This is a genomic window from Streptomyces sp. NPDC059668 (assembly GCF_042734135.1).
Taxonomy (GTDB): Bacteria; Actinomycetota; Actinomycetes; order Streptomycetales; family Streptomycetaceae; genus Streptomyces.
Genome location: NZ_JBHWEL010000131.1, coordinates 1 through 13,332, shown reverse-complemented (window position 1 = coordinate 13,332; position 13,332 = coordinate 1). Strand labels below are relative to the sequence as shown.

The window sequence follows — 13,332 nt, the reverse complement described above, 5'->3', positions numbered from 1 at the left end:
GGATCAGACGTCGGCCGGGCTTGCGAGCCGCTGCTCGATCCGGGCGTAAGCGACGGCCTGCGACACACCGGCACGGCCCCTCGCGTGGCACGGGCCCCTGCGGGTGGATGGGGGCAGGAGAGGGGCGGGGGCGTGGGTCGGCTGGTGGTGGGTGCGGATCGGTACGGGGGCGAGTCTTCCGGGCGGCTCGTGTGGCGTCCGCAGCCTTCCGGCGCCAGCCCGCACCCTCCGGCTCCGGCCTGCATATCCAGCCCGTCCGGCGCTTGAGGACGAGCCTTTCGGGCGACTTGTGTGCCGGTCGTGGCCTTCCGGCTCCGGTCGCACCTTTCCAGCGAGGGCCCGCATATCCAGCCCGTCCGGCGTTTGAGGACGAGCCCTTCGGGCGATGCGGGGGTCCAGGGGGCGGCAGCCCCTTGGCGGGGGTCTGGGGCGGAGCCCCAAGGGATAGGGATGATGGAGGTCCCCCGGCTCGAGCGAAGTCGAGAGCTTGGGGGAGGGTAGGGGCGGCGAGGGCGGAGGACGTTTGGTGGGTGGGCGCCGGAGGCGCGACGCCCGGGCGGGGGGGAAACCTGCGGTCCCAGACACCGACGCCGGTGAGAATAGGGACGTGCGGTACAGAATCCTGGGAGTGACCCAGGCAGAGGACGAGCGGGGAACCCCCACCACCGTGGGCGGCCCCCGCATCCGCGCACTCCTCACCGCCCTCGCCCGACGCCCCGACCGCACCACACCCCCGGAAACCCTGATCGACGAGGTGTGGGCGGGCGACCCCCCACTGGACGCGCCGGCGGCCCTGCAAGCCCTGGTCGGCCGCCTGCGCCGCACCCTCGGCAGGGACGCCGTCCTCTCGGAGGCGGGCGGCTACCGCCTGCGCGCCGGCAAGAACGACGTGGACCTGTTCGTCTTCGAGCGTCTGGTGCGCGAGGGCACGACGGCCCTCGAACACGGCGACGCCCCCACCGCCGCCCGCAGCCTGCGCGAGGCCCTCGCCCTGTGGCGCGGCCCGGCCCTCGCCGACCTCCCCGACCGCGCTGCCGCCACCCGCCCGGACGCACTCCGCCTGGAGGCGACGCGCACCCGCGTCGAGGCGGACCTGCGACTGGGCCGCGCCCCCGACGTCGTACCGGAGTTGAAGGAGCTGACGACCGCCCACCCGTACGACGAGGCCCTGCACGCCCTGCTCCTGAGGGCCCTGCGCGACGCGGGCCGCGGCGCCGACGCGCTGGTCGCGTACGAGGAGGTGCGCCGTGCCCTGCTGGACGGGCTGGGCACCGACCCGGGTCCGGAACTGCGCGCCCTGCACACGGAGTTGCTCGACCAGGAGGCCGGTCCCACGCCGATACCCGCCCGGCCGGAGCGGAACGGCAACATTCGTCCCCGTCTGAACTCCTTCGTCGGCCGGGAACCCGACCTCGACGCCATCCGTTCCGATCTGCGGAGTGCACGCCTGGTCACGCTGACCGGACCGGGCGGTTCGGGGAAGACCCGCCTCGCCGAGGAGGCCGCCGCCGGGCTTCCGCAGGCGTGGCTGGTCGAGCTGGCCCCGCTCGACCGGCCCGAGGCCGTTCCGGGCGCCGTGGTCAGCGCCCTCGGTCTGCGCGAGACCGCGCTGATCAGCAACGAGACGGTGATCGGCCAGGACGACCCGCTCGCCGTGCTCGTCGAGTACTGCGCCGCGCGCGGCCTGCTCCTGGTCCTCGACAACTGCGAACATGTCATCGACGCCGCGGCCGGCCTCGCCGAGACCCTCCTCACCCACTGCCCGGGGCTCACGATCCTCGCCACCAGCCGCGAACCCCTCGGCGTACCCGGTGAGTTGGTACGCCCGGTCGAGCCGCTGCCGCCCGATCCCGCGCGGCGCCTGTTCACGCAGCGCGCGGCGGCCGCGCGTCCGGGCGCCGACGCCGCCCTGCGCGACCTCGAAGCGGTGGACGAGATCTGCCGGCGCCTCGACGGCCTGCCCCTGGCCATCGAACTGGCCGCCGCGCGCCTGCGTCTGCTGACGCCACGCCAGATCGCCGACCGGCTCGACGACCGCTTCCGGCTCCTCACCTCCGGAAGCCGCACCGTGCTGCCCCGCCAGCAGACCCTGCGCGCCGTCGTCGACTGGTCCTGGGACCTGCTCGACGAGCGGGAGCGGACCGTGCTGCGCGAGGCGTCCGTCTTCGCGGGCGGCTGGGACCTCGCCGCCGCCGAGGCCGTGTGCACCGGCCCCGCCACCCACCTGATCGGCGCGCTCGTCGACAAGTCCCTCGTCGTCGCGACCCCGTACGACGCGGACACCGACGGCGCGCCCGGCGGCGAGGGCATGCGGTACCGGATGCTGGAGACCATTCACGAGTACGCGGCCGAGCGCGCCGCCGAGGTTCCCGACCTGCGTGCCGAGGCCGAGCGCCGCCACCGTGCGTGGGCGCGAGGCCTCGCCGAACAGGCCGAACCGCTGCTGCGCTCCGCCGCCCAACTGCCGTGGATCCGCCGTCTGGAGACCGAGCTCGACAACATCCGGGCGGCCCTGCACCGCGCGGTCGTCGTCGGCGCCGAGGAGGAGGCGGCCGCGCTCGTCCTGGCCATGGGATGGTTCTGGTGGCTGCGCAACTTCCGCGGCGAGGGCGCGGACTGGACGGATCGCGTCCTGCGCCTGGGCGCGGCACTGGACGCGACCGGATCCGTGCGCGACGGACACACGTCCCCCGGCGCCGCCGGGTGCGCCGCACTCGCCGATCTCGAACGTTTCGATCCGCTGGACGCCTTCCTCGACGCCCCCGCCCACGAGGAGTCCCACCCGCTGCACCGTCTGAGGATGCGGGTACGGATGCTGCACCTGTTCATGCGGGTGGAGACCGAGCCGCTGGACGAACAGGCCAGTCCCCGCATCCGGGAGTACGTCGAACGGGTGCGGGACGCCTTCGAGAGGGGCGGCCCGGACGCCGCGAGCATGCCGGGCATCGTCTGGCCGATGGCCGCCTTCTTCCTGAGCGGCTCGTACGACGTGCGTCCGGCGATGGAGAAGGCGGTCGCCAACTGCCGTGAGTACGGGGACGACTGGGCGGTCGGTGTCACCCTGATGCTCCGTACGCACATGGTCGTCGACGCCCCGGGCGGCATGCCGGGCGTGGACGACGACCTCGCCGAGCTGCGGGTGCTCAGCCGGCGGGTGGGTGACCGCTGGATGCGTGCCCAGGTGTGCAGCGCCGCCGCCGAGGCGGCCATGGCGCGCGGCCTCTACGAGGAGGCGAAGGGCGAGTACGAGGAGGCGCTGCGGCTCGCCTTCGAGGTCGGCGCGCACGCCGAGACGCCGTTCCTGCTGGCGCGGCTGGCCGAGCTCTCCTACCGCGCGGGCGAGCGGGCACGGATGCTGGCCGCCCTGGACGAGGCGGACGCGGCGGCCGAGCGGTACGGGGTGATGGACTCCCTGGCCTTCGTCCGGCTGCTGCGCGCGCAGCTGGCCCTGGACGACGGAGAGACCGCCCTCGCGCGCGACCTGTGGCGGAAGGCCGCCGAGATGGGTCTGCGGGGCACGCCCCCGCCGCAGTTCACGGCGGCGCTGAACTGGGTCGAGGCGCTCGTCACGGCCGCCGAGTCCGGCCCGGAGCGCGGGCTGAGCAAGATGGCCGACGCCCTGGGGGCGGCCGTGGCGGGGCGGTGCGCCGATGTGGTGACGGCAGGCCTCGTCGAGAGCGCGGCCGGGCTGCTGTCGGAGCTCGGCGACCATCCTCGCGTGACCCGCCTGCTCGCCGCGGGGGCACGGTGGCGCGGCGGTCACCCCCGCCCCGTTCTGGAGCGCGCCGCCGCCGAGCGCGGGGAGGCCGCCGCCCGCGCGGCCCTCGGCCCCCGCCGTTACGCGTCGGAGCGCGCCACGGGAGCGGACCTCACCGCGGACGACGTCCTGCGCGATCTCGCGGAGGCGGTGAAGGAACACCCCGCGGACAGCCGTTGACCGCCGTCGGGGCCCGGAACCGCTGTCCGTGCGGCGGGGCTCACCGGCACTCGAACTTCGCCTCCGCCCAGTCCGCCAGCGCCACCGAGTCGAACGGCGTGCGCGGTTCGACGACGAGCCGGATCGTCCTGTGGCCCGTGAGGTTCACCCGGACGGGGATCGCGTGGTCCCCGCCCCTGACCAGCGGCGACCGCCACAGGCGTGCTCCGTCGGCATAGACGGAGAAGCGGACCTGGCCGAGGCCCATCGTCAGGTCGTCGACGCCGACTTGAGCCTCGTACGCCGAGCAGTCGCGGTTGAGGTCGACGGTGACGGAGGACGTGCCGTGCACGGTCACGCCGTGCGCGTACCGCTGGTCCGAGATCGACATCCCCCACCGCTGCCAGACCCAGCTGCTCTCGCCGAGCCGCATCTCGGGCCGGGTGTGGTCGCCGGTGATGCCGTACCACAACTCGTTCCACTGGTAGACGGCCGGCGCGGGGGCCGGCGTCGGGGTGGGGGCCGGGGGCACGGGCGGGGGTGGCGTCGGGCTGGGCGTGGGTTCCGGCTCCGGCTCCGGCTCCGGCTTCGGCTTCGTGGGGGAGGGGGACGGCTTGGGCGCGGTTTTCGGGGTGGGCTTCGGTGCCGCGGCGGGGGTGGGGGTTCCGGCGGGGACGGTGGCCGCCACCGGCTGCTGGGGCGCGGGCCGCTTCGACGGCGGGAGCGTCGGTGTCCGGGGCGGCGCTTCGACGGCGGGCGACGCGGCGGGCCTGGCCTCGGGTTTTCTGGCGCCGCTCTCGTTGCCCGCCAGGGCGAGTGCGACCGCCGCGGCGGCCACCGCGACGACGCCGGCCGCGATCCCGGCCTTGACCGGCGCCCCGAGTCCCTCGGAGACCGCCGCTCCGCCGCCCACGCCCGCTCCGCCGGAGCCGCCTGCCGCGGCGGCCGCTCCCGCCGCGCCCGCTCCGGCACCACCGGCGATGAGCGCGACGGCCTTCGCGTACCCGGCGGCGCCGAACCAGCCGATGACGGCGACCGGCACGACCGCGGGGATACCGCTGGCGACTTCCTTGATCTGGCCCGCGGCCAGCCGGCACTTGGCGCACTCCTCCAGGTGCTTGCGCAGCCCGCGCTCGGCCCGGGTGCGCAGCCCGCCGCGGGCGTAGGCGCCGAGCCGGTCGGCGTAGCGCGCGCACTCCTCGTCCCGGGTGAGCGTGGCGCTCACGTGCGCCTGGAGGTAGGCCTGCTTGAGGCCTTCGCGGGCGCGGCTGGCGAGGACGCGGGTGCCGTTGGCGTCCAGCCCGAAGAGCGTGGCGACCTCGCTCGGCGACTCGTCCTCGACCTCCGTGTGCCACAGCACGGCCTGCCAGCGCTCGGGCAGCGAGCGGAACGCCTGCATGGCCATCGACTGTTCGGCCTCGTGCATCGCGCGCGCGTCCGCGCCGAGGTCGAGCGTGTCGCCGTCGGAGACCTCGGCGCCGCGTACGGCCTGCGCGGCGAACACCGCGAAGTCGTCGACCAGTTGCTCCCGCTTCGCGGACTTCGTCCAGTGCGCCGCGACCCGGCGGACCGTGGTCAGCAGATACGCGCGTACGGCGTGCTCGGGGCCGTGGCCGCCCCGCACCGCCTGGAGCATGCGGGCGAACACCTCGGCGGTCAGGTCGTCCGCGGTGTGCGCGTCCCGGCAGCAGGTGCGGGCGTAACGGCGGACGGCCTCCGCGTGACGCCGGTACAGCGCCTCGTACGCCGTGTCGTCGCCCGAGCGCATGCGTCCGATCAGCTCGGCGTCGGACGGCGGCAGTTCGACCGGGGGCGGCAGGACACCGCTGACGTCCCGCGGATCGAACCGGTCGCGCTGCGCCGGGACGCTGGGATCGCCGGGCGAGCCCTGGGGGGCGCCGGAGGGGCCCGGGAGGTTCGGGACGCCTGAGGGGCCCGCGAGGTTCGGGACGCCGGAGGGGGGCGGGAGGTTCGGGGCGCCGGAGGGCCTCGGGGGGCCGGCGGGGCCCAGGCTTTCTCCCGGGGGTCCGCCCTGGCTGGGGACCTGCTGCGAGGGCAGGCCGCCCGCCTCCGCGCCGCCGTCACCGAGTGACTCGTCCCGCCCGTCAACGCTCATCGCGGAAAGCCCCCGCCTGCACACTCTCGGACCCGAATACCGGGACAGAGTGCCACACGGTTCAGGGGCGGGACCGCGCCGCACGGGCCAACCACTCGTCCGTGGGGTTTTGCCGCACGACAGCTCTAGCGGTCACCCGTTTGGGGAATAGTCAATATTTGCTTTCAGCGGGCGAGTTGCCGCTATGCCCCTGATGCGGTGATCCGTTCCGCGTCGGCCGTGGAACCACGACCGCCCGTGCCCCCCGACGAGGCGGGTGGCACGGGCGGCCTGGACGGTGCGGGTGGTGCGGATGTGCGGGTGGTACCGGTGGTGCGGGCTGACCCGTGGTGCGGGCGTTGCGAGCACCGATCGGGGCGCGCGGACGGCGCGGACACGGCGTACGCGCACCGCGTGTGTGCCGTAGCGCCCGCGCCCGGTGATCCACCACTGCCGGAAGACCCGGTCGCGGTGGTCCACCGCGGCCGGAGGATCCGGTCCCCGCCGGACGGGGTCCGCGGCCGCTCACGCCGGGCGCGAGCGCAGCCCCTCCAGCAGGATGTCCAGCAACCGGGCCGAGGCCGCGGCCTGCTGGGCGGCGTCCGGAAGCGAGGGCGCCGCCGTGGCGATCACCAGCAGTACGTCCGCCACGGTCACGTCCGCGCGCAGCTCGCCCGCCGCACGCGCCCGGTCCACCAGCCGGCCCACCACGTCGAGCAGCGCGGCCGCACCGGCGTCGTCGACCACGTCGTCCGGCGTGGGCCGCTGCTCGACGAGCCGGAGTTCGGCGCCGAGTTGGGAGCGCTGCTGCGGCACCCGTGCCTCGTCGGCGACGGGCTCGTCCTCCGCGACACCGACCCGCAGGATCTGCGGCGGCAGCAGCCGTCCCGCGCCCGAGGCCACCGAGGTCCGCAGGAAGCGCGAGAGCGCCGACCACGGTTCGTCCTCCTGACCGAGCGCCGTGCGTGCCTGGTCGGTCAGCCGGGAGGTCTCCTCCTCGGCTATCCGGCGCACCAGGACGTCCTTGCTCGGGAAGCGCCGGTACACCGTGCCGACACCGACCCGGGCGCGCCGCGCGACGTCCTCCATCGGCGCGCCGTATCCCAGCTCGCCGAAGACCTCGCGCGCCGCGCGCAGTACGTGTTCCAGATTGCGCTGTGCGTCCACGCGCAGCGGCGCCGTCCGCGATCCGTCTCCCGGACCGCGGCCGTTGCCGCCCGCTGCCGCGCCGACCGTGCCACCGGGTGCGATGGCAGACGCGGAAGACCAATGAGAGTCCTGAATGTGCATAAGCGTTCCCCCGGTAATGACGTCTCCCCCCGGAGACTCCCCGCCATTGGAAGACGGAGCGAGCGGAACAAGCCTGATTCCCGAACCCGCCGCGCGGACTCGTCCAGCACATCCCCCTACACCCCGTCGTCACACGAACATAGTTGAGTGGGGGTCAATTCAGAAGGGGCAGGTTCCGCACGGAGCGCCCCCCGATCGGAGTACGGGCCGGATACCTCCCGATTGCGCCCCCTCCGCACCCCCTATCCGTCCATGCTGACCTGCGAATTTCCCTCGTACTCCGGCAAATCGGCCAACCCGCCGCGTTCACGACGGCCGGTCACACAAATTGTCGAGGCTGTGGACAAACTCCAGAGCTGGGTGCGTCATGGGATGGTGAAGGAACCTGTGCGCATTCTCATCGTCGGCGGCGGCTACGTCGGGATGTACACCGCCCTCCGTCTCCAGCGGAAGTTGAAGTCGGAACTTAAGCGGGGTGAAGTCGAGCTCGTCGTCGTCTCGCCCGACCCCTACATGACGTATCAGCCGTTCCTTCCCGAAGCGGCCGCCGGCTCGATCTCCCCGCGCCATGTGGTCGTCCCGCTGCGCCGGGTCCTCGGCCAGTGCCGGATCGTGATCGGCGAGGCCCGTTCCATCGACCACGACCGGCGCACCGTGACGCTCAGCACGCTCGCCACCGAGGAGGGCGTGGGCACGGAACAGCTCACCTACGACGAACTCGTCCTCGCGCCCGGCTCGATCTCGCGCGCCCTCCCGATCCCCGGTCTCGCCGACTTCGCCATCGGCTTCAAGACCGTCGAGGAGGCCATCGGCCTGCGCAACCACGTCATCGAGCAGATGGACATCGCCTCCTCCACCCGCGACCCCGCGATCCGCGACGCGGCCCTGACGTTCGTCTTCGTAGGAGGCGGATACGCGGGTGTCGAGGCGCTCGGTGAACTGGAGGACATGGCCCGCTACACGGCGCGCTACTACCACAACATCGAGCCCGAGGACATGAAGTGGATCCTCGTCGAGGCCTCGGACCGCATCCTCCCCGAGGTCGGCGAGGAGATGGGCAAGTACACGATCACCCAACTGCGCCGCCGCAACATCGACGTACGCCTCAAGACCCGCCTCGACTCCTGCGCGGACCGGATCGCCGTCCTCAGTGACGGTGCCCGCTTCCCCACCCGTACGGTCGTGTGGACCGCCGGAGTGAAGCCGCACCCGGTGCTCGCCGCGACCGACCTGCCGCTGAACGAACGCGGCCGCCTCAAGTGCACGCCCCAGCTCACCGTCGACGGCACCACGCACGCGTGGGCCGCGGGCGACGCCGCCGCCGTCCCCGACGTCACCGCCGCGGAGACCGGCAAGGAGACCGCGCCCAACGCCCAGCACGCGGTGCGCCAGGCCGGCGTCCTCGGGGACAACATCGCGCACTCCCTGCGCGGCGAACCGCTCGAGACGTACTCCCACAAGTACGTCGGCTCGGTCGCGTCCCTGGGCCTGCACAAGGGCGTCGCACACGTCTACGGCCGCAAGCTGAAGGGCTATCCTGCCTGGTTCATGCACCGCGTCTACCACCTCAGCAGGGTCCCGACCTTCAACCGCAAGGCCCGGGTCCTCGCCGAATGGACCCTGGCGGGACTCTTCAAGAGGGAGATCGTGTCTCTCGGATCCCTCGAACACCCCCGAGCGGAGTTCGAACTCGCGGCCGGTGGAAAACATCCCCTGGACCCGAAGCTCGACCCGAAGGGGTCGTCCTGACCGGACCCAGGAACTCCACCGATCAGGCAGGCGTCTGACGGATGTCGGTCCCGTCGGCCAGACTGGTCCACGACCTTGGGCGGGCCGACCGCTCGCTCTCCGCACCCACGAGGCTTCTTCCCAAGCGCCGCACTCCCCCAGGGGACGCAGAGCCCTCGGCGACCGCGCCGCGGGCTCACCCCGACCGGATCCGGAGCCGACCGGAGACGACCACCACCAGGCAAGGATCACGAGGCAAGGATTCGGTGAATTTCACGCGCTGGAGCGCCCGGCTCCCCGGAACGCAGCGCCGCGCCGCAGCGCGGACCGAGCACATGGCCTCCCCGGACCGGCGAGGTGAAGGAGCCGTGCCCGCGGCCCGCGCCGAGCAGCTGACCGACGACCAGCAGTTCGTCCCCGCCGTCGACGACCTCCCCGTGCGCGAGGTCCTCGACCGCGTCCCGGCCCTCGTCGCCCTCGTGCACGGCCCCCAGCACCGCCTCGCCTACGTCAACGACGCCTACGCGGCCGCCTTCGGGCCCCGTCCCGTCGGCGAGCCCGCGGGCGAGGCGCTCCCCGAGCTCGCGGAGATCGGCCTGCTCCCGCTCCTCGACCAGGTCCTGCGCAGCGCCAAGCCGCGCACGGTCAAGTCCCGCAAGGCGCCCGGCGGCCGCTCGTACACGTTCACCTGCACCCCCGTCGACGCCACCCCGGACGGCCCCGACGGCGGTGTGCTGATCTTCGCCACCGACGTCACCGACCACGCCGAGGCCGCCGAACGGCTGCGCGCCAGCGAGCGCCGCCAGCGCGAGACCGCCGTCACCCTCCAGCGCTCCCTGCTCCCCCAGGAGCTGGAGGAACCCGACGACCTGCGGGTCGCCGCCACCTACCAGCCCGGCGGCACCGAGGCCGCGGTCGGCGGCGACTGGTACGACGTGATCACCCTCGGCGGCGGCCGCACGGCCCTGGTCATCGGCGACGTGATGGGACGGGGGGTGCGGGCCGCGGCCGTCATGGGCCAGCTGCGCACCGCCGTGCGCGCCTACGCCCGCCTCGACCTTCCCCCGCACGAGGTGCTCCAGCTCCTCGACGGCCTCGCCACCGAGATCGACGCCAACCAGATCGCCACCTGCGCGTACGCCGTCCACGACCCCAACGAGGGCCGGCTCGTCTACGCGTCCGCGGGCCACCTACCGATCCTCGTCCGCGACGAGAACGGCACGGTGCTGCGGGCCGACGAACCCACTGGACCGCCGCTCGGCACCGGAGGCTGGATGCACGCGTCGGGCTCGGTCCCGCTGGGACCCGGCTCGACGGCCGTCCTCTACACCGACGGTCTGGTGGAGCGCCGCGACGAGGACCTCGACGAGGGCATCGCCGCCCTGGAGCGCGCCCTCGCCGGCGCCACCGGCACACCCCAGGTCGTCTGCGACCGTCTCGTCCGCTCGGCGGGTGTCACCGCCGACCACGACGACGACGTGGCGGTCCTGGTCCTCCAGCACCCCGCCCGTACGGGCCCCGACGGCGAGCTCTTCCGCAACGCCGCGCTGGAACTGCTGGGCGGGGTGGAAGCCGCGCCCCGCGCGCGTGCCTTCGCCTCCGGCGTCCTGACGAGCTGGCGCTTCCCTCCGGAACTGCACGACCTGGGCGTCCTCGCCACCAGCGAACTCGTCGCCAACTCCCTGCAACACGGCACCCCGCCGATGCGGCTGCGGCTGCGCCGCACCGACCGCCGACTGATCATCGAGGTCACCGACGGCGACGACCACCTCCCGCGCCGCCGCCGCGCCGAACCCGCCGACGAGGCCGGCCGGGGCATCGCGATCGTCGCCACGATCGCCTCCGGCTGGGGCTCCAGACGCACCCCCGGCGGCGGAAAGGCCGTGTGGTGCGAGTTCGCCCTTCCCCGCACCGCCCACTGAACCGCAACTCCCCCGGGAGCACCCCGGAGCCCGGACGGCTGGGCCGCCACCACACGAAGTGATGACGGCCGTGTTCAGGTCGTCCGTCAGACGCTCGCGGTCACCGGCTCCGCGGGCGCCCCGCCCTGGGCGACCACCCGGCTCCTCGCCAGCCACGGCTGGTCCTGCACCGGACTGAGCTGCCGCCCGAGCCGCACCGCCAGGAACGTGATGCCCAGCGAGAACAGCAGGAACGTCACGACGTACGGACCGTGCAGCGAGGCCCCCATCGGACCGCCCACCGCCGGACCGATGGCCAGCGCGAGCTGCTTCACCAGGGCGAAGGCGGAGTTGTACTGCCCCGCGAGGCCCGCCGGCGCCAGATCGGCGACCAGCGGCGCCACGGTCGGCGACAGCATCGCCTCACCGAGCCCGAAGAGCGCGTACGTCGAGACGAACGCGGCCGTCGCCATGGTCCGGCTGCCGTGCCCGAGGCCCGCGTACCCGGCCGCGACCCAGGCGACGGCCCAGATGAGCCCCACCGCGGCGATCACCCGGGACCGCTTCTGCCGCTCGACGAGCTTCAGCACGGCGAACTGCGCCACCACGATCATCGCCGTGTTCGCCGCCATCGCCGTACCGAGCGCGGAGGTCGAGATGCCGGCCGCCTCGACGCCGTACGCGGAGAGCCCCGACTCGAACTGCCCGTAACAGGCGAAGAACAGCACGAAGCCCAGCACCGACAGCTGCACCATGGCCCGGTTGCCGAGCAGCTGCTTCCAACCGCCGCCCCCGGCCTGCGGCGCCGCGCCCCGGATCCGCGGCGCGTGCGGCACCCGCACCGTCGCCATGATCACGACGAGCACCAGGAACATCGCCGCCTCGATCGCGAACAACAGCGTGAACGAGCCCGCCCGGGTCGGGTCGACGATGTGTCCGCCGATCAGGCCACCGACCCCGAGTCCGAGGTTCTGCAGGAAGAACTGTGTGGCGAAGGCACGCGAGCGGGTGTCCGCGGTGGAACAGTCCACGATCATCGTCGCCAGCGCCGGCTGCATCACGGCCTGCCCGGCCCCGAGCGCGGCCGCCGACAGCACCACCGTCGTGGCGCTGCTCGCGAGCCCCAGACTCAGCGATCCGAGGGCGGCGGTGGCCAGGGCGGTGAGCAGGACCGGCAGCGGGCCGCGCCGGACGATGGCGCGTCCGGCGAACGGCAGCACCACGAGCGCGGCCACGGCGAAGACGGCGAGCACCACGCCCGCCGTCATGGAGCCGAGTCCCCGCACCTGCGCCACATAGACATAGAGGAAGGGGACGGTAAATCCGAGCCCGAACGCTCCGAGTGCGTTGCCTACGTGGATCCGGCGCATCGCTGCGCCCATCGCCCTGGTCACTTTCACCTGCCTTGGTCGCGAAGAAACAGGCCCGCACCCACAAGGGTGCAAGCCTGAAGACTTCGAAGCTAAAGTTAGAAGTTGAACTCTACACCTAGAAGGACTTCAACGCCAAGCGAGCCATGCGATACTTCGGCCATGGCCGACACCCCCGGCGTCAGCGGTGAGCCGACACTCGAAGAACAGATCGCCGCCTATCAGCGCGAGTTCCAGGACCTCGACCCCCAGGTCGAGAAGATCGTCTCGGCGCTCGGCCGTCTCAACCGCCGGATGAACGTGGCCTACGGCCGGCAGACCGCCAACCTCGGCATCAGCAACGCCGAGTGGGAGGTCCTCAAGGCCCTCGTGCTCTCCGGAGCCCCGTACCGCATGGGCCCGAGCGACCTGGCGAAGCGACTGGGGCTGACCCCGGCCGCGATGACCCACCGGATCGACCGCCTGGTCGCGGAGGGACTCGTCACCAGGGAGCGGGACGAGTCGAACCGGGTGCGGGTCATCGTGGAGCTGACGGGCGAGGGCCGCGAGAAGTGGCTGGAGGCCATGCGCCTGGCCACGGTCTTCGAGGAGGACCTTCTCCAGGACCTCTCCACCGAGGAGCGCGGTGTCCTGGGCGAGGTCCTGACCCGTCTCCTCCGCCGCGTGGAGCACGCCCAGCCGGACGCCGGCGGCCGACTCACCGACCTCGATTAAAGATCTTGACAGGGACGGTTGACATCCCCCTGCCGGATCCGTAAGATTCTTCGAGTTGCCACGGAGCCGTAACGGTTCTCCGGTAACACCTCCGCCGCGGACGCGGCACCCAAACCACCAGCACGATCTCCCAGCCGGGGCGAATTCGGCGTGCCCGAATTCAATTCGAATGGGCTCGGCGGTCCGATTAGGACCTGCCGGGAGGATCCGCTAAAGTTCGGGACGTCGGAACGGCCCAACAGCCGGGAAGACAAACCCCACTGACTGGGAATCAGGCCCGAAAGGATCTGATAGAGTCGGACTCGCCGGAAAGGGAAA

Annotated in this window: 7 protein-coding genes; 4 read left to right on the top strand and 3 right to left on the bottom strand. The window is 73.0% G+C overall.

Going from position 1 to position 13,332, the window contains the following annotated elements; translation table 11 throughout:
* Positions 1-607: 607 nt before the first annotated feature.
* Positions 608-3,937 (top strand): BTAD domain-containing putative transcriptional regulator, encoded by a 3,330-nt coding sequence (locus ACFV2J_RS41800; RefSeq protein ID WP_385096581.1) that lies wholly within the window; start codon positions 608-610, stop codon positions 3,935-3,937.
* 40 nt (positions 3,938-3,977) lie between these two features.
* Here the strand turns inward: ACFV2J_RS41800 and ACFV2J_RS41795 are convergent, their stop codons facing one another.
* Positions 3,978-6,032, bottom strand: coding sequence for a sigma-70 family RNA polymerase sigma factor (locus ACFV2J_RS41795; RefSeq protein WP_385443711.1), 2,055 nt, complete (start codon positions 6,030-6,032; stop codon positions 3,978-3,980).
* 504 nt (positions 6,033-6,536) lie between these two features.
* Positions 6,537-7,301, bottom strand: a complete 765-nt coding sequence (locus ACFV2J_RS41790) for a TetR/AcrR family transcriptional regulator (protein ID WP_385094383.1) — start codon at positions 7,299-7,301, stop codon at positions 6,537-6,539.
* 372 nt (positions 7,302-7,673) lie between these two features.
* Between ACFV2J_RS41790 and ACFV2J_RS41785 the strand changes: the two genes are divergently transcribed.
* Both ACFV2J_RS41785 and ACFV2J_RS41780 read left to right on the top strand, forming a co-directional pair.
* Entirely contained in the window at positions 7,674-9,050 is a 1,377-nt protein-coding gene (locus tag ACFV2J_RS41785) for an NAD(P)/FAD-dependent oxidoreductase (protein ID WP_385094387.1), read from the top strand.
* A 245-nt stretch (positions 9,051-9,295) separates the two neighbouring features.
* On the top strand, positions 9,296-10,951 hold the full coding sequence (locus ACFV2J_RS41780) for a SpoIIE family protein phosphatase (protein WP_385094390.1): 1,656 nt from the start codon (positions 9,296-9,298) through the stop codon (positions 10,949-10,951).
* Positions 10,952-11,037: 86 nt separating this feature from the next.
* On the opposite strand, the gene ACFV2J_RS41775 is transcribed toward ACFV2J_RS41780, so the two are convergent.
* Positions 11,038-12,312, bottom strand: coding sequence for an MFS transporter (locus ACFV2J_RS41775; protein ID WP_385094393.1), 1,275 nt, complete (start codon positions 12,310-12,312; stop codon positions 11,038-11,040).
* Between the two features lie 150 nt (positions 12,313-12,462).
* Between ACFV2J_RS41775 and ACFV2J_RS41770 the strand changes: the two genes are divergently transcribed.
* The gene (locus tag ACFV2J_RS41770; RefSeq protein WP_385094396.1) at positions 12,463-13,014 is read left to right on the top strand and encodes a MarR family winged helix-turn-helix transcriptional regulator; all 552 of its coding nucleotides are present in this window, start codon (positions 12,463-12,465) and stop codon (positions 13,012-13,014) included.
* The last annotated feature ends 318 nt before the right edge of the window (positions 13,015-13,332 follow it).

What these genes read in the sequence shown, in the direction of transcription:
- ACFV2J_RS41785 (WP_385094387.1), top strand. Translation starts at nt 7,674, where the DNA reads ATGGTGAAGGAACCTGTGCGCATTCTCATCGTCGGCGGCGGCTACGTC.
- ACFV2J_RS41770 (WP_385094396.1), top strand. Translation starts at nt 12,463, where the DNA reads ATGGCCGACACCCCCGGCGTCAGCGGTGAGCCGACACTCGAAGAACAG.
- ACFV2J_RS41775 (WP_385094393.1), bottom strand. Translation starts at nt 12,312, where the DNA reads ATGGGCGCAGCGATGCGCCGGATCCACGTAGGCAACGCACTCGGAGCG.
- ACFV2J_RS41790 (WP_385094383.1), bottom strand. Translation starts at nt 7,301, where the DNA reads ATGCACATTCAGGACTCTCATTGGTCTTCCGCGTCTGCCATCGCACCC.
- ACFV2J_RS41795 (WP_385443711.1), bottom strand. Translation starts at nt 6,032, where the DNA reads ATGAGCGTTGACGGGCGGGACGAGTCACTCGGTGACGGCGGCGCGGAG.